This is a genomic window from Maridesulfovibrio bastinii DSM 16055 (genome assembly GCF_000429985.1).
Classification (GTDB): Bacteria; Desulfobacterota; Desulfovibrionia; order Desulfovibrionales; family Desulfovibrionaceae; genus Maridesulfovibrio; species Maridesulfovibrio bastinii.
This window is the reverse complement of the sequence record NZ_AUCX01000006.1, coordinates 118,139-134,753: the sequence shown is the minus strand read 5'-3', so window position 1 is coordinate 134,753 and position 16,615 is coordinate 118,139. Positions and strand designations below refer to the sequence as shown.

Genomic DNA, 16,615 nt, shown 5'->3' with positions numbered 1-16,615 from the left:
CGTGAATAAATATTCTCAAGCTGAGCTATTTGAGGTTTTCCAGTCTGATACGGGCTGTTTTAAATATTTCAATAGCCGCTACGGAATTTTCCGGGAGCATTTCATCAATGGCAGAAGTAAGATCTTCTGCTGCTGCAATTGATTTTAGCTCTTTTACAGCTTTTTCCAAATTTGTTTCAGAAAGCTCCGAGGCCGCGAGAATTTTATGGATAATCGGCTCTGCTGTTTTTTTATCCAGCAAGGTGATTCCGTGGAGATATTTTTCCAGAGCAAGATAACCGTGGCTTATTTTATAAGATGACAGCAGTTCTTCATAAAGTTTGTTAAGGTCTCCGCTTTTATCAGCCGCGGCAAAATCTTCGATTCTGGCGGCAGAGTTCATTACGGAAACAACTCCGAGACTTCCGGCCATTCCTCTAAGCATATGTGCAGTGCTTATCAGCTGATTTCTGTCTTTAAGTTCAAGCTCGCTGCCTATTTTTTCGATGTATTCAGGAGCCTTTTCAAGGTAATGTTCGGATAGCGAAAAAATAAGATCAAGGTTTCCACCGATCCGCTTCATGGTCCCGGCAAGATCAAGGTGCTTATTTTCGTATTCCGCCTGAGGTCTTATCTGCTCCGGTGAAGGCTTCTCTGCTTTTTCTGCAACCTGTTCCTTTTGCTTAGTGATGTGATCAGGGAGCCATTTAGCAATAGTTGCATACATCTGGTCCGGGTTTATCGGCTTGCTCAAAAAGTCATTCATTCCACTGTCAAGAACCGCATTACGGTGCTCGTTCATTGTGTGCGCAGTCATCGCTATGACTGGAATATTAGCTGTTTTACTTATTTTGCGTAGTTCTTTTGTTGCGGTATATCCATCCATAACCGGCATTTGAACATCCATCAGGATCAGGTCATAATCTTTTTGCTCAATCATTTTCAGAGCAACTTTTCCGTTCTGAGCCCATTCTGAATCAATGCCGAATCCTGAAAGGACTTCTTTGGTTATACTCCAGTTTATATTGTTATCTTCGACAACAAGAACATCAGCCCTGATAAATTGTTTCTGCTCTTCTTCAGGTTCTTCTGTTTCTTTAAAAACATAACTGTCCGGGTATCCGAGAATCGAATTCAATGCCTTGCCAAGGGTTTCTTTTCCAAACGGTCTGGTGAGTATGGCCCTGACTCCTGATGCAGCAAGGTCAGCTTCGTGGACCCGTATATCAGGACTTGATCCGGTAATTATAAACTCAGGACATCCGTCAGGATTGCTGTCACGGGTTTCAGCTATAATCCCCAGACCATTTATGCCATTCTTTTTATAGATAAGGTCTATGATAACGGCAGAGTATTTTTTTCTGCCGACTAGTTGCGGAATATTTTTTATATCCTCAATTTCTTCATATTCAAGTTGGAATTTTCTAAGCAGCTCACCGGTATATCTTCTTACTTTTTTATTCTCATGGGCCACAAGTACTGGTAATTCAGGTATCTCTGAATCTTGAGTATTTTCAAGGTCATCTTCAGGCAGATAACCCATCTTTACAGTAAAAATGAAGCTGGTGCCTTCTCCTTGAGTGCTGGAGATATTTATGGAACCTCCCATAAGCTCAATTAGATTTTTGCTTATGGTAAGTCCCAGCCCGGTTCCCCCGTATTGGCGGGTTATGGAGTTATCGGCCTGTGAGAATGAATCAAAGAGGTTGCCGATTTTATCTTTGGGAATTCCTATTCCGGTATCAGCAACCACGAATTCCAGTATAACTGCTTTTTTATCTGTCCATTTAAGGTCGCATGAAATAGTTATTTCACCCTGTTCGGTGAATTTTAGAGCGTTGCCGGCAAGATTGGTGAGAACCTGCCGTAACCTTAAAGGATCTCCTGAAATTTTTTCGGGAACGCTGGGGGATATGTTGATAATGCGTTCAATTCCTTTTCTCTCAGACTCCACGGCAATGAATTCAAAAGCATCAAGTATAACGCTTTCAGTCTCAAAAACAGTTTTTTCCAGATCAAGCCGTCCGGCCTCAATTTTAGAAAAATCAAGGATATCGTTCAGCAGTCTTAACAGGGAGTTGGCAGATGAAAGGATTCTTGAGGCAAATTCTTTCTGTTTTGTATTGAGATCGGTCTTGATAAGCAGATGTGAGAGGCCAATGACTCCATTCATTGGAGTTCTTATTTCGTGGCTCATATTTGCCAGAAAAATACCTTTGGCTTTGTTGGCCTGATCAGCCGTTTTTCTGGCTTCTTCCAGTCTGCGTTCAATATCTTTCTGCCTTGATATGTCCGTAAAGCTTTCGATAAGAAGTGTTTTGCCGTTAAGATTTGTTTTAACGGCACTTTTTAAAACAGGAATTACTTCTCCGGTTCTGGTGATGAGAACTCTTTCGGAGTTATCAACTTCCATATCAAGGTCTATAATAGGGCAGTTGCCGACCTGCTCCGGGCAGATGAAATTATGACAGGTTTTATTGATCAGCTCTTCACGCGGAGCTCCGATGAGATCAACCGCTGATTTGTTGATATCGGTTATGGTGTGCGTTTCCGCATCAATAACAATTATGCCGGTGGGAACAGAGGCAAACAGAGCCTGAATGAATTTTTCTGATTCCCTGACTTTCTGCTCAGCTTTATTTTTTTCGCTGATATCCATAAAGGCTTCGAGAATGACTTTGCGTCCATCCAGAAGAATCGGCAGGGCATTTTTGATGATGGGAATTTCTTTTCCGTTCAGGGTACGGAGTTTTAATTCCATATTATGGTTTAAAAGTTTTTTTTCACTTATGGGACAATTACTTCCCGGTGCCAGTCTGAAAAGATCAGAACAGCGCTCAATATGAATGTCATCTATGCTTTCTGCTCCCAGCATATCCAGACCGGCTTTATTGATCATGCGCATGGTTCGGTCAGATTCCATAAGCACGACTCCTACAGGAATGGAGTCGAGAATGGTCTTGATGCTTCTATGGGCCTCTTCAAGTTTGACATGCCGGTTTCTGCGTTCATCAAGGATAGCTCTGATCCGGTACATGATACGCAGAAAAAGTATGAAGCAGGTCAGACTTAAAATAGTTATCGAGACATGATGCCATAACGTTAGCTGCTGTAGGGCTTTCTTTCTGTCTAATTTTATTTTTTCTATATTTTCATGTGCTTCATAAAATATTTTATTGGCACTTTCCGTCGATCTGCGCAGCAGTGAATCAATTTCCATCATCATCATTTTAGATTTTTCAGCCGCAGCAGAAGTGGTGCGGTCCTTCCTGATGGATATTCTTTTGTTTCTGTATATGCTTTTTATTATGTCCTTTATCTCAATTATTTTGGGAGTCAGATTGAGAACTTCAAGGTCATATCCGTTATTGGCGTCAGGTTGATAGCTGATGTTTCTTTTAAAAGAGTCGATGTCGTAAAAATTTGCCTTAAGTTCCTGAGAATAAACGCCACCATCCCTTAAGACTTTTATTATTCTTTCAATGTTGTTTACATTGATTTCCGTTTTGTGGGTGAATATATCCAGCGTCCTCAGATCGTCAGCGTTATACATTGTCTGAAGAGTTAATTCGATATGCAGCAGATTATTGATTATTGACCGTCCGAGATCGTAACGGGAAATCTGATTTTCCAGATTATGTCTGAAGTTGTTATCAATTTTGAGTGAGAGATGCTCAAGCCCCCCCATGATCAGGATAGCCAGAGTCAGGGAAAGGGTCAGATAAATAATCTTTCTGGTTATCTGCTCAGAAAGTAAGCCTCCGACGAAATTCATTCTTTCTACCTTATCTCGTACAGACCGAATTTGTTGAAAATTTTACGCCCTGCATCGGAAGCTGCAAAATCAAGAAATTCTTTTGCCAGATCGTGGTGTTTGGAGACCGTGAGAACTCCGAGAACCAGCTTTTTTTTGGCTGCATACTTTTCGTCAATGGGCAGAACCTCGACGAAATCTTTGTTTTCAGGCCATGTTGAAGTTGCAAACCAGTTGATGACCAGATCAGCCTCCTTATCCTTGATAACCCGGATAAGGTCCTTGGAATCTGTTGTCATCTGTCTTGCGTTTTTAATTACCTGATCAAAGTTACCATATTTTTTGAGAATATTTTTGGTTTCTCTGCCTATACTGCCGCTTTTAGGATTTCCAATAACAACATAATATGAACTGTTGGCAAGGGAGGACAGATCCTCCGGGATATTCAAGGGGTTGCCTTTCAGGGTCATCATAGCAGCTTTATTGAATCCTACAGGAGCTGTCTCAGCAACGAGACCTGATGATACTGCTTCTTTGATATAAGTTTCCGAGCCCGGCAGGTAGAGATCGCCTACCATATTTGTCTTTATTGATTTGAGAAGATTACCGGACCCGCCTTTGGTGATGACAACCTTGCAATCATGCTTTTTTTCAAAAATTTTAGCAATTTCAGCCATAGGTCTGATCATTGTTATTCCGCAGTAGATCAATAGATTTTTTTGAGATTTCTGTTCTTCAGGGAAACATGAAGCAAGGGATAGTGTGATGCTGAAAATGACTGCTACGGAAATTAATTTTTTTATCATTTTATCAGGTCCCGTTTATTAAAATCTTAAAAACTATATTGATGAATGCCATTCTACCATGAAAATCAAGTTAATGGGAGACCGTAATTCAGTAATTTTCTATATATGATTAATTTTATCAGATCAGGGGCTTCCGCTTTGCGCATCCTGAAAGATTAAATCCTGCCCAGTGCTGAATATTTCCTGATTTTATAAAATAAAACCAATTTGTTATCCAGAGTGACAAGATTTTCCATTGCAAAATCAGTTTACAATATCGTTCAGCTATAATCTGTCAGGAATGTTTGCTCTCATCAAGTACTTTAACATTATCTATTAAAGCTTTGCGGTTTATTTCTTTCCAGAGAACATTAAAGTATAAAGCTGCTTCTGATTTAGGTTCAAAGGTGAAAACCGGAGCTTTTTCCAGTCCCATTCTTTCAATTGCAGCTCTTGCAGGAATCTGATTTTCACAAATGATGCCCGGAAATTCCTTACGGCATTTCAGCATGACTGCATGATGCACTGATTTTCGGCGGTCATACATATTAAAAAATGGTATGAGTCTGGTTTCTTCACCGGTGATTTCTTTGAGGTAGGACTGGATTTTTAAAAATGTCTGTCTGGAGAGTTCTGCTGGAACCATCGGCATGATGATATTTTTGACGGACATGAACACGGCATCGGATAAAGCTGAGATGCTTGGTGGACAATCAAAGAAAAAATAATCATATATATCAGCCATTGATTCCACGAGGCGTATCAATTTTTTGGCCGACTTTTTACTGTCTTCCATAATAAGATCGAGGTGACGAAATTCAAATCCTGCGGGGATGATATCTAGATTTTTATAAGGAGTGGGGCGAATGCAGGCTTGAAGTTTTTTGCGGTCTTTAATAATTTTTTTAACCTTGATGTCTTCAAAAGCAGGATTTCCAAGATGAAATGTTGCAGCTCCCTGAGGGTCAAGATCCCATATAAGTGTCTTATTTCCCGATTGCGCAGCGAGATAGGAAAAGTTTACAGCTGAAGTTGTTTTACCCACACCGCCTTTCATATTGTAGCATGCAAAACTTTTCATATTTTCTCCTGAAGATTCTTACGATCGCTAATAGATTAAATTTAATAATTATTTTTTTACTGATTATTACATTTCCTCTTATTGAATGTTAAGATTATGTTTCATTTTTTTATTTTAAATAAAATTAATAAGGTTATCAGTATTGTAGAGTCAGTTTAAGGGGTGTATCCACTGGCAATCTCAGTTATTGATTCAGTTAAAAGGATTCTGGTTTGAATAAGACAATTAGTGATCTGCCTATCGGTGTTTTTGATTCAGGTGTCGGTGGTCTTACGGTTCTGGCTGCACTGCGCAATCTGCTTCCTGAAGAAGATTTTTTATATCTTGGTGATACCGCACGGGTTCCATACGGGACCAAAAGTGCTGAATCTGTTTCCAGATATGCGGTTCAGGCCGCCGGAGCTTTGGTAAAACGCGGTATAAAAATGCTGGTTGTCGCCTGCAATACGGCTTCTGCTGTATCCATCGAACCATTAAAAGACTATTATCGTCAACTTGACGTTATAGGCGTTGTCCGCCCCGGTGCCAGAGCTGCATGCAAAGCTACTGAAAGTGGCAATATTGCCGTGATTGCAACTGAAAGCACCGTTAACGGCGGGGCATATGAAAAAGCAATTAAAAGCATCAGGCCTGATGCCCATGTTATTTCAGCTCCCTGCCAGCTTTTTGTCGCCCTTGCTGAGGAAGGGTGGGGTAGTGGGGAAATTGCCGAAGCTGTAGCCAGAAAATATTTAAATCCGCTTTTTGCTTCATTTGGGAATGAAAAACCTGATTCGCTTGTTCTCGGTTGCACTCACTTTCCGGTTCTTAAAACTGCTATAGCTGCTGCGGCCGGTCCCGGTGTTCAGCTTGTTGATTCTGCAGGAACCACTGCTCTGGAAGTAAAGCAGATGCTTGCCGACAGGGATATGTTTCATTCTAAAGGGCATAAGGGTGAGTATGCTTTTATGGCTACTGATTGCGCTGAACGGTTTGCAAAAGTCGGCAGCGCATTTCTTGGCGAAGAAGTGCTTCGGGAACAGGTAGAGATTGTTGATCTTTAAGCGTCTTTAAATAGATATCTGCTGATCATTTCTTTTAATGCCTCGCATTTCTCATTTAATTTTTTGCCATTATTATCAATGAGGCATTTGTGAACGGTTTTTTCAATTGCCGAGCAGATTACATCCGCAGCTGGTTCCAGATTGACTATTCTGATATCTTCATTGCTGTTTTTTAGGATAGCTAAGGTCTTCTCGGTAACGGTTTTTTCTAGCTCTAATTCATGTTTTTTGATGAATTCGAAGCGGTTTACCAATGCTCCTATTTCCTTGTGAAGTCCGGGTGATAAACTGTGGGCATCAATGCTGGCCTGAATCAGCTCCTCTATTGTCTCACTTCCTTTCTGGTGTGATTTTTTTTCTGAGAATCCGCCATAAACACTGCTTATAATCCTGTTTCCATATAAGGCGACAACTTCCTTAAGAAGCTCCTTTTTGTCTTTGAAGTAGCAGTAGAATGTTCCAACAGCCACATCCGCTTCAGTGCAGATTTCTGCAATGGTGCATTGGTCATAGCTTTTATGCGCAAAAATTTTCATACCGCAGACAATTAGAGCTCTTTTTTTCTGCCTGCTTCTTTTCTGCACCGGTTCTCGTGTATTTGTTCCACTCATAATATGAATTTATATTCACATTAAATAAAGTGCAAGATTTTTAAAATATATGAATATGAATTCATATTTATATTGTATAGGCAGCAAATTCAAAACAGGTACTGATCTTAAGATAATTTTAAGAGGAAACTTTAAAAGGAAGGATTGTCAGATTCACACAGTCTTTCAGGGAATCTAAAAATTCAAGCAGTTCCCGCTGCTGATGTCTGCTGTATCTTAACAGCAGGATACCGCGTATTTTATCTGCCACGGTAAATATGGCTATATTGTCTACAGCTTCAAGCATGAATCTGAACATAGCTATATCTGACGGCTTTACCTGTATATAAAGTCTGTCTGAATTCTTGGGAGCAGGTAGAAGCGGCTTTGGTCTTGGTTTTCTGCGTTTGCGGGGCATAATTTCTTTGGGTTGAAGTGGAAAAAGTTCTATTGCCGGAACTCCTGATCAGGGTCAAGAAGGAAAAATCTATTTCAAAGTAAAAGTCAGGCCCCGAATTTAGATAATATCCGGGGCCTGAAAATAAATAGTATAAAATTTAAAGAATTTCGTAGCCGTCTTCAGTTATCAGAGCCATGTACTCCCAGCGGACTCCACCCCAGTCTGAATAGTACAATCCGGGTTCCATGGTGACAACCATTCCCGGTTTCAACTCTCCTCTGGCAGAGGGGCTTACGCTTGGTGATTCATGCGTTTCAAGACCGATACCGTGGCCTAAAGAGTGAGTGAAATATTTTTCCACACCCAATTTTTCAAAATGGGTATAAGCAGTGCGGTAGGCCTGAGAAATAGGCAGTCCCGGCCTTAGGGTCTTGATGGCTGCTGTTTGTGCATCCATAACCTGCTGGCGGACTTCAAGAAATCTGTCTGAAGGTTTGTCACCCACCCAGAAGGTTCTGGTCTGGTCGGAGCAGTAATCATCAACACGGCAGCCCATGTCGATTAAAACATGAGAACCTTCTTTTAAAGTCGTTTCACCGGGAATCGCGTGGGGGAGAGCGGCGTTCTGATCTATCCCTACGATAGTGGTAAACGCCAGCTCACTGGCTCCGCCATTGCGGAAGAGCTGCTCTATTTCCCAAGAAATCTCCAGTTCGGTTTTACCGGGAATAAGCGATGGTTGAATCTGCTCGTAAACTTTATGGTTAAGGGCGCAGGCTTTTTTCATGCATTCTATTTCAGAAGCATCTTTAACCATACGCAATTGTTCAACCAGAGCCGGAGCCGATTTAAGTTCACAAAGCTCTTTTAATTTTTCATGCTCAAAAACAGAAACATCATTGTAGTCAATGAACAGAGATGTGATTTTATTGTAATGGAAAAATTTTTTCAGAGCTTCAAATTTACGCCCGGAATAAATGAATATTTTATCATTATCCCAGACTCTTTTGGCTGCATCGTCATAGCGCGGATCAGTAAGCAGATAGTCATCCCCTGATTCAGTTACAATAATCCACCCTGCGGTTTCGTTGCACTGGGGATCGTGCAGTTCAAAACCACTTAAATAAAATCTGTTTGCTGAAGAGTTTATCAGCAAAGCAGGGATTTTGTATTGTTTCATCAGGGCGCGCAGTTTTTCACGTCTGTTCTCAAAAATTATTTTATCGAATTTCATATTAGTTTAAATCCTGTAAGTGGTTTCAGGTTGGCCGGAAACCATTCTATCAGCCCATTCAACTCCCTGCATTACCGAGTGATCCATATTTGAGACTTCATATTTCCATCCTCCGAAACGACCGCGGGAGTAAATATCGAGTTTTTCAAGTTCCGGCTGAAGTAGTTTTAACGCTTCGTTTCTTTCTAAGCAAGGAACAGGATAACCATAATCAACGTTTATGGACCATCTGGAAATAATTTTATTACGCTCAGCTGTGCCGATGAGTCCGGTGTTGACCAGCCCCTGTTCTATTTCCGCAAGCATGGAATCGAGTTTTTCAGGTTTTTGATTTGAATGGGAGACTTCACACATAAGAGCCCTGCCTGAACCCGGCACAGGTGTGTTATTGGGGGAGTAGTTGTGGAAATTTGTCATTCTGTAAAAAGGACAGTCCCTTTCAGGGAAATACATCCAGCATCTGGAATCAGGTCTGGATTCTGATAAACCGATACCGCCGACAAAAACACTGTTGTGTTTAAGTTTAGCAGCAGCATTAATCAGGCTGGTTTTTGAATCAGGTATGAGTTTTGTAACCAGCAGATCAAGTGGAAGAGTGCTTAACAGATTGTTGTAGCTGAAACTGTTTCCGAGATGATCGGTGATGATTTTCTGCGCGGTATCAATGCGGACTGCCTTGGTATTGTAGATGATATTATCTTCGTACCTAGCTGCAAGTTTGCGGTATATTTCACCTGTTCCACCCTTCAACGGGAATTTAAAAGTATTATTGGGGCCCCATGAAACCTGATCGCGTTCAAGCAAAATATTTTTAAGGACACTGCGGAGGTCAACAATGCTTATTCTTTCACCTATCCATGAGAAATCCATATCCTCGGGATGAGTTGCCCAGACCTTGAAGTTATAAGGGAGCATGAAATAGCGGGCGATTCCTTCTCCGAATATTTTAAGAATCCATTCTTTAAAGTTGGCTGGAGCTTTTTCAGACCTCATTCCCGGTAAAAGTGCTTTCACACAATCCCATCTTACCTCAGGCGGAAGGTGACGAATGTTGTTTTGAAAAGGGTAGGGAACCCATGTCGCAGCCGCTCTGACAAAAGATTCCCGCTGGTGTTCAAGGAAATTGTCACACAAAAGTGAATCAAGGAGCCTGTCATAATATTCATAATGGGAAAAAACGACATGCCCGCCGATATCCCAGATAAATCCTTTTTCGTCCGTAAAGCTTGAAGCCAGCCCGCCGGGATAGGAATTTTTTTCCAGAAGGATAACGGAATCCTCTCCCCGTTCTTTAAGCCTGTGCAATGCTCCAAGCCCCGTGGGACCTGCTCCGAGAATAATATATTCAGCTTTCATTGTGATCACTCCGCTGTAGTTTTTTGACCTTTGAGAAAGCATTAAGCAAAGCTCATGCCTAAAGATTCGCAAGGGGAAAAAAATAAAAAAATGCAGTGTCACCGACCTTTGTCATTGCCGTAACAGGTTTGTAACTGTTTTCGTTTAGACCTCTCGTATCGGTAATTAACGGACACGGTAAACGCGTCTAAATGACAAATTCATTTTGGAGGATCTAATGAAAAAAATTATTGCCCTGTTGGCAGTACTTACTCTGTCTTTTGCAGGATCTGCTTTTGCAGGTTCACTTCAGGTTAAAGGTTCCACTACTGTTCTGCCTCTCATGCAGAAATGCGCAGAAGCTTTCATGAAAGCAAATCCCGGTGTTTCTATTTCAATTTCAGGTGGCGGTTCCAGTAACGGAGCTAAAGCCCTCATCGATGGAACTACTGACATTGCAATGATGTCCCGTGATATGAAATCACAGGAAATTCAGCGTGCAACCGACAATGGCCGCAAACCGGTACAGTTTGTTGTTTCTTACGACTGCATCGTTCCTGTTGTTCATCCCGGCAACAAGGTTAATAACCTTACCCAGATGCAGCTTCTCGGAATCTACACCGGTAAAATCACCAACTGGAAAGAGCTTGGTGGCGAAGACGGTAAAATCGTAGTTATCTCCCGTGACACTTCTTCCGGTACTTATGACTGCTGGAAGCACAAAATCATGAGAGCAGACGGTAACAAAAACCGCGTATTCGCAGGTGCTCTGCTTCAGGCTTCCAACGGTGCTGTTGCTCAGGCCGTATCTAAAAACAAACTTGCTATAGGTTATGTAGGTCTTGGTTACCTCAACAGTGAGCTTCAGGCTGTAAGTGTTGACGGAATCAAAGCCAACGCTGCAAACGCTCTTAACAAAACCTATCCTATTTCCCGCGGTCTGAACCTTTACACTCCCGGACAGCCTTCTGGTGAAGCAAAAGCTCTCATCGACTTTATGCTTAGCCCTGCTGGTCAGAAGCTTTCTGAAGAAGTCGGATTTGTTCCCCTTCACTAATCGCAGACTGGCTTAGGCCGGATTTGCTCTACCGGGTCCGGAAATAAATAAGGAAACCCTCCGGAGTCTGAAAAGGCTCTGGAGGGATGTTTCTCGGAAAACACTTAATAATTCAGCAATAAGAAATTTATATCAGGGGAAACAAGTCGTGATCACGACACGCAATATTTGTCTGCTATTGGTCGCTATAGCAATTGCTTCAGCAGCTTATGCCTACAACCTGGGCAAGCCGACCGATACTGAAAAAATTTTTCTGGCTTCAACTGAAAAAATTGCCAGCCATGGTGATTATTCAGAAAGTCCTGTGAGTGTGCTCAAAAAAGTTATGATGCTTTCCGAGCATGAAATTGCCGAAACTTCCGGTTCTATGGGACTCAGCGAAGTTGAGGCGGAGCAGCGGGCTGACAATCTTACTTCTGAACTCAACGGTCTTTTCGCACAGGTTCGTGCTGATATGAATGTTGCCGGAAGGAAGAACGGAGACAAAGCCGCAATCAAGGAAATTTCCGAATCAGTTCATAATCAGATAAGTTCACGGGCCAGCGGTTATTATATTCTTGCCCTCGTGATCGGTGTTATCGGAGTAGGTCTTTTTACCCTCAATACTATGAATCTGAGCCGCAGATCCATAGAAAGGCTTATTCATTCAGCATTTATGGTAACAGCATTCACTTCGATTCTGATACTATTTCTGATCATGCTCTTTTTGTTTATAGAAGGTCTTCCCATCTTCCATTACGTTTCTGTTAAGGACTTTATTTTCGGTCTGGAATGGTACCCGACCGATGATCCCGCTGCATTCGGAATCTGGCCGCTTATCGTCGGTTCCGGTGCTGTAACTCTGCTTTCATCAATTATAGCCATCCCTCTCGGGGTTATGACAGCTATATATCTTGCTGAAATTGCACCTGATAAAATCCGTAACATTGTCAAGCCGGCCGTTGAGATGCTGGCTGCGTTGCCCTCGGTTGTTATCGGTTTCTTCGGGATGGTCGTTGTTGCGCCTTTTCTGCAGAATTTCTTCGGTATTGCCGTAGGACTCAACCTGTTCAACGCTTCCATCATGCTGGCATTTATGGCTGTGCCTACCATTACAAGTCTCTCGGAAGATGCTCTCTATTCCGTTCCCGTAGAACTGAAGGAAGCTTCTCTTGCTCTTGGCGCAACCCACTGGCAGAGCATATATAAAGTTATGGTCCCGGCATCACTCTCAGGTATTTCCACCGGGGTTATTCTTGGAATGGCCCGCTCTATCGGGGAAACCATGGTAGTTCTGATGGTTGCCGGTGGAGCAGGACTCCTGCCCACATCTATTTTTGATCCAGTAAGACCTATGCCTGCATCCATTGCTGCTGAAATGGGTGAAGCTCCATTTCACAGCGAGCATTATTACGCTTTGTTTGCCATCGGTATGGTTCTGTTTCTTTTTACCATGGCCTTCAATCTTGTGGCTGACTATGTGGCCCACAAGTACAAACAGGTCGGTTCGGCTACTCTCTAATGTGGAAAAAGGATTATAATTTTGGATCACAAAGAGGAAATTATTATGAGTAATTCTGCTGAAACAGTAGAACAGATAGCTGCAATGAACCAGACCGGGGAGGCTGAGGTTATGACAGGAAATAACGTTCCCGGAAAACAAGACAGTTCCCTGCGGTTTATCATACAGAAGGTCTTTTTCTGGCTTTTCCGTTCCGCTGCGGTCATAAATGGTCTGGCCCTTTTGGTTATCTGTGGTTTTGTTCTTTATTACGGGCTGCCTTCTTTAAGCTGGGAGTTTCTGACCGAAGCTCCTAGAAATTCCATGACCGAGGGTGGTATTTTCCCATGTATCCTCGGAACCATAATTCTCAGCTACGGAGCTCTTCTGGTTGCACTTCCATGGGGAGTTGCCACAGCCATATATCTTAATGAATATGCCACCTCGGCCAAAATGGTCAGAATAATCAGGCTGGGAATCAACAACCTTGCCGGTGTTCCCTCGGTTGTATTCGGCCTTTTCGGGCTTTCTCTTTTTGTTACCGTCATGGGCATGGGAGTAAGTATTCTTGCCGGTGTCTTCACACTCGGTGCGCTGGCTTTGCCGCTGGTAATCGGAGCCTCCGAAGAAGCATTAAGATCTGTTCCCCAGACATACCGTGAAGCATCTCTGGGACTTGGGGCAACCAAGTGGCAGACAATCTATAAAGTAGTTCTTCCGGCAGCTTTGCCGGGAATGCTCACAGGTTCTATTCTGACCCTTTCACGCGCAGCCGGTGAAACCGCGGCCATTATGTTTACCGCCGCGGTATTCTACACACCGGAAATGCCTAAATCCATCTTTGATGACGTAATGGCACTGCCGTATCATATCTATGTTCTTGCAACTGCGGGAACTGAAATAGAAAAAACAAGGCACATTCAGTACGGAACTTCTCTTGTTCTGATTACGCTTGTCCTTGGCATGAATCTTATTGCTATCTATTTAAGAGCCAAAATGCAGAAAAGAACAGCTCGCTAAAAGTTGATACGGCTGTTTTTTTATAGGTCCGCGATTCTCCCCTGAGTCGCGGACTTTTTACTTTTATTTACAGCCAATTCCCTCAAGGTGCAGAAGATATTTTTTCATTTCTATTCCTGTTCCACTAAATCCGGTCAGACTCCTGTCTGACCCAAGGACTCTGTGGCAGGGAATGATCAATGGGAAAGGATTTGCTGCCATGGCTCCACCCACAGCTCTGGCTGCTCGGGGTGATCCTGCAAGGGCTGCCAGCCCCCCGTAGCTTATGGAACTTCCCCAGCCAACTTCACGATAGAGTGTTTGGAGCACTTTCTTTCTGAATTCGCTAAGGCCGGAGAAGTCGAATTCAAACTCAGGCCAGCTTACTTTTTTTCCTGAGGTGTAGTCGTCCAGGGCTTTCTGGATTTTTTCAGTTTCAGGATTCATGGAGATGACATGGCTGTCATTGTTCCAATCAAGATTGATGGAAGTAACCTTTTCATTTTTAAGCGTGATTCTAAGGAAAATTCTCCCTGATGCTGCCTGTAAAATTCGATCCATATTAAAATCCTGTTTTATTGATGATCATTTTTGGTGGAAATGATTCCGGCCAGAACCAGTCCGGCGGCTGGGAGCGGCTTCCTTTAAGTGCACACCCCTGCCAGAGATCATTTTTTTCCATATTTTCATTGATGGCAAGGTGGGTTGTTCTTTTGTCCTCAGACCAGTCTGGACTGACCAGCTCTCCCGGAACAGGGTCGGCGCTTATCCGGTGAACAACTATATCCTGACGCAGAAAGGTGATGGCCCGCACAAAAGCCTGAACATATCTCTCACGGGTCCATGGTTCATAACTTCCAGCGCGGTACATTTTTTCGAGCGTTGTATTTTTGCAAACGTAAAGATTGTGAAACTTTATTCCTGATACCGGGAGCGTATTTATGAATCTTACTGATTTTATGAAATCTTCTTCATCCTCGCCGGGAAGCCCTGCAATAACGTGGGCGCAGACTTCGAGCCCATGCGAGTGGGCAAGTTCGACAGATTTTGCAAAAGCAGCACTGTCGTGACCTCTGTTTATTTTTTTTAGGGTTTCGTCATTGGAACTTTGTAGTCCCAAATCCAGCCAGATTTCCGATAATCCGGTGTCTTTTATTGCTTTAAGTTTGTCCGCATCAACACAGTCGGGTCTTGTCCCCAGACAAAGACCAGCAATTCCCTCAAGTTGTGAAATCTCATCCAGAACAGATTTCAGTTTTTCAAGGGGACCGTAAGTGTTCGAATATGATTGCAGATAAGCCAGAAAGAGTCTGGCACTGTATCTTTTGGAAATTTTTTCAATCCATAAATTCCATTGCTCGGAAAGTGGTATTCCCTCTGAAAGCATTCCCGAACCGGAGCCTTCAGGATTGCAGAATATACAGCCGTTTGCTGATATTTTACCGTCCCTGTTGGGGCATGAGAAACCTGCATCAAGGGGAACTTTCTGAACTCTTTCCCCGAACTTCTGTCTGAGTCTGGCTGCTAATCCGTAATAATAGTACATTTGTTAATTTTAGTGATATTAGGGGTTGATTAAATGGTTATTAAAGATAATATCCTCAGGAAAAGATATCACGACAACAATTTCGAAATCAGTAGTACCTAGAATTAGATAATTTTCTAATATGTTGCCTGCTGTTTGTTCTTCTGTTAGTTGTCTGCTTAGCATTTCCGCAACTGAGTGGGAAAAGCAGAATAGTGATAATCAATATAATCAGAAACACATTTTCTTCGGAGTTTCAAACACAACATGGCATCGATTTTTGACAAGATATTAGGATCATTTTCAAGCGATCTGGCCATTGACCTCGGAACAGCGAATACCCTTGTTTATGTCAAGGGGAAAGGCGTAATGCTCAGCGAGCCTTCCGTGGTTGCGGTAAAAAAGGATACTCAAGGCGCCAGCAAAGTTCTTGCTGTGGGACTCGAAGCCAAGAAAATGCTTGGCAGGACTCCAGGAAATATTGTCGCCATCCGTCCTATGAAAGACGGCGTTATCGCCGATTTTGAAGTTACCGAGGCCATGTTGCGCCACTTCATTTCAAAAGTCCATAACAGCCGCAGGCTTGTACGTCCCCGCATCATGATCTGTGTCCCTACCGGGATTACACAGGTTGAGAAGAGGGCTGTCAAGGAATCCGCTCAAAGTGCCGGTGCCCGCGAGGTTTATCTTATTGAAGAACCTATGGCCGCAGCTATCGGAGCCAACCTGCCTATTACGGAGCCGACCTCCAACATGGTCGTTGATATCGGTGGCGGAACAACTGAAATTGCGGTTATTTCCCTTTCAGGTATCGTTTATGCCCGTTCCGTACGCGTAGGCGGGGATAAAATGGACGAAGCCATTATGCAGCACGTCAAGCGCAAATACTCCATGCTCATCGGTGAGAGTACCGCTGAAGACATTAAGATTAAAATAGCTTCAGCTCATCCTCTTGATGAAGAACTTGAAATGGAAGTTAAAGGTCGTGATCTTGTTACTGGTATTCCGCAGAACATTCTGATTACTTCCGAAGAAATCAGAAAGTCTATCTCCGAGCAGATCGACAGTATTGTTCAGGGAGTTCGTGTAGCTCTTGAACAGACTCCGCCGGAACTTGCCGCTGATATCGTGGACAGAGGTATTGTGCTTACCGGTGGTGGCGCATTGCTCAAAGGTCTGGACCTTCTTTTAAGTCAGGAAACACATCTGCCTATCACTGTTGTTGATGCTCCTCTTAATGCTGTTGTCATCGGCTCCGGGCGTGCTCTTGATGAACTTGATATATACAAGGAAGTCACCATCGACTAACTTGTTTCCGTATATTTGTTTTGACAGGGCGGTGGAGAATTCGGT

Annotated in this window: 14 protein-coding genes; 5 read left to right on the top strand and 9 right to left on the bottom strand. The window is 42.9% G+C overall.

All coding sequences use genetic code 11. From position 1 onward, the window contains the following. Positions 1–25: 25 nt before the first annotated feature. From G496_RS0101700 to G496_RS18485, 3 genes are all read right to left on the bottom strand, one after another. Positions 26–3,754 carry a hybrid sensor histidine kinase/response regulator gene (locus G496_RS0101700; RefSeq protein ID WP_027177750.1) on the bottom strand — a complete coding sequence of 1,243 codons (3,729 nt, stop codon included), beginning with the start codon at positions 3,752–3,754 and terminating at the stop codon, positions 26–28. Between the two features lie 5 nt (positions 3,755–3,759). Beyond that, the gene (gene modA, locus G496_RS18490; protein ID WP_051294759.1) at positions 3,760–4,539 is read right to left on the bottom strand and encodes a molybdate ABC transporter substrate-binding protein; all 780 of its coding nucleotides are present in this window, start codon (positions 4,537–4,539) and stop codon (positions 3,760–3,762) included. Between the two features lie 274 nt (positions 4,540–4,813). Then, entirely contained in the window at positions 4,814–5,599 is a 786-nt protein-coding gene (locus G496_RS18485; RefSeq protein ID WP_051294758.1) for a ParA family protein, read from the bottom strand. Positions 5,600–5,811: 212 nt separating this feature from the next. On the opposite strand from G496_RS18485, the gene murI reads away from it, so the two are divergent. Next, the gene (gene murI, locus G496_RS0101685; RefSeq protein ID WP_027177749.1) at positions 5,812–6,642 is read left to right on the top strand and encodes a glutamate racemase; all 831 of its coding nucleotides are present in this window, start codon (positions 5,812–5,814) and stop codon (positions 6,640–6,642) included. Here murI and G496_RS0101680 read toward each other — a convergent pair. The 4 genes from G496_RS0101680 to G496_RS0101665 all read right to left on the bottom strand — a co-directional run bounded on the left by G496_RS0101680 (position 6,639) and on the right by G496_RS0101665 (position 10,222). Next, the gene (locus G496_RS0101680; protein WP_027177748.1) at positions 6,639–7,226 is read right to left on the bottom strand and encodes a TetR/AcrR family transcriptional regulator; all 588 of its coding nucleotides are present in this window, start codon (positions 7,224–7,226) and stop codon (positions 6,639–6,641) included. The two genes, murI and G496_RS0101680, sit on opposite strands and share 4 nt — an antisense overlap. Positions 7,227–7,371: 145 nt before the next feature. Further along, positions 7,372–7,650 carry a DUF4911 domain-containing protein gene (locus G496_RS0101675; protein WP_027177747.1) on the bottom strand — a complete coding sequence of 93 codons (279 nt, stop codon included), beginning with the start codon at positions 7,648–7,650 and terminating at the stop codon, positions 7,372–7,374. A gap of 139 nt (positions 7,651–7,789) precedes the next feature. Further along, positions 7,790–8,866, bottom strand: coding sequence for a M24 family metallopeptidase (locus tag G496_RS0101670; RefSeq protein WP_027177746.1), 1,077 nt, complete (start codon positions 8,864–8,866; stop codon positions 7,790–7,792). 6 nt (positions 8,867–8,872) lie between these two features. Beyond that, complete coding sequence (locus G496_RS0101665) at positions 8,873–10,222, bottom strand: protoporphyrinogen/coproporphyrinogen oxidase (protein ID WP_027177745.1); 1,350 nt, start codon at positions 10,220–10,222, stop codon at positions 8,873–8,875. 217 nt (positions 10,223–10,439) lie between these two features. Between G496_RS0101665 and G496_RS0101660 the strand changes: the two genes are divergently transcribed. From G496_RS0101660 to pstA, 3 genes are all read left to right on the top strand, one after another. Next, positions 10,440–11,258, top strand: coding sequence for a PstS family phosphate ABC transporter substrate-binding protein (locus G496_RS0101660; protein ID WP_027177744.1), 819 nt, complete (start codon positions 10,440–10,442; stop codon positions 11,256–11,258). A gap of 607 nt (positions 11,259–11,865) precedes the next feature. Continuing rightward, positions 11,866–12,759 (top strand): phosphate ABC transporter permease subunit PstC, encoded by an 894-nt coding sequence (gene pstC, locus G496_RS0101655; RefSeq protein ID WP_027177743.1) that lies wholly within the window; start codon positions 11,866–11,868, stop codon positions 12,757–12,759. A gap of 84 nt (positions 12,760–12,843) precedes the next feature. After that, a complete protein-coding gene (pstA, locus tag G496_RS0101650; protein WP_169725720.1) occupies positions 12,844–13,758 on the top strand; it encodes a phosphate ABC transporter permease PstA in 915 nt (304 codons plus the stop codon). A gap of 63 nt (positions 13,759–13,821) precedes the next feature. Here pstA and G496_RS0101645 read toward each other — a convergent pair whose 3' ends face one another. After that, the gene (locus G496_RS0101645; RefSeq protein ID WP_027177741.1) at positions 13,822–14,298 is read right to left on the bottom strand and encodes a methylated-DNA--[protein]-cysteine S-methyltransferase; all 477 of its coding nucleotides are present in this window, start codon (positions 14,296–14,298) and stop codon (positions 13,822–13,824) included. Between the two features lies 1 nt (position 14,299). Beyond that, on the bottom strand, positions 14,300–15,283 hold the full coding sequence (gene mnmL, locus G496_RS18480) for a tRNA modification radical SAM protein MnmL/YtqA (protein ID WP_034632022.1): 984 nt from the start codon (positions 15,281–15,283) through the stop codon (positions 14,300–14,302). Between the two features lie 246 nt (positions 15,284–15,529). Between mnmL and G496_RS0101635 the strand changes: the two genes are divergently transcribed. After that, the gene (locus G496_RS0101635; protein ID WP_027177740.1) at positions 15,530–16,570 is read left to right on the top strand and encodes a rod shape-determining protein; all 1,041 of its coding nucleotides are present in this window, start codon (positions 15,530–15,532) and stop codon (positions 16,568–16,570) included. Positions 16,571–16,615: the final 45 nt, after the last annotated feature.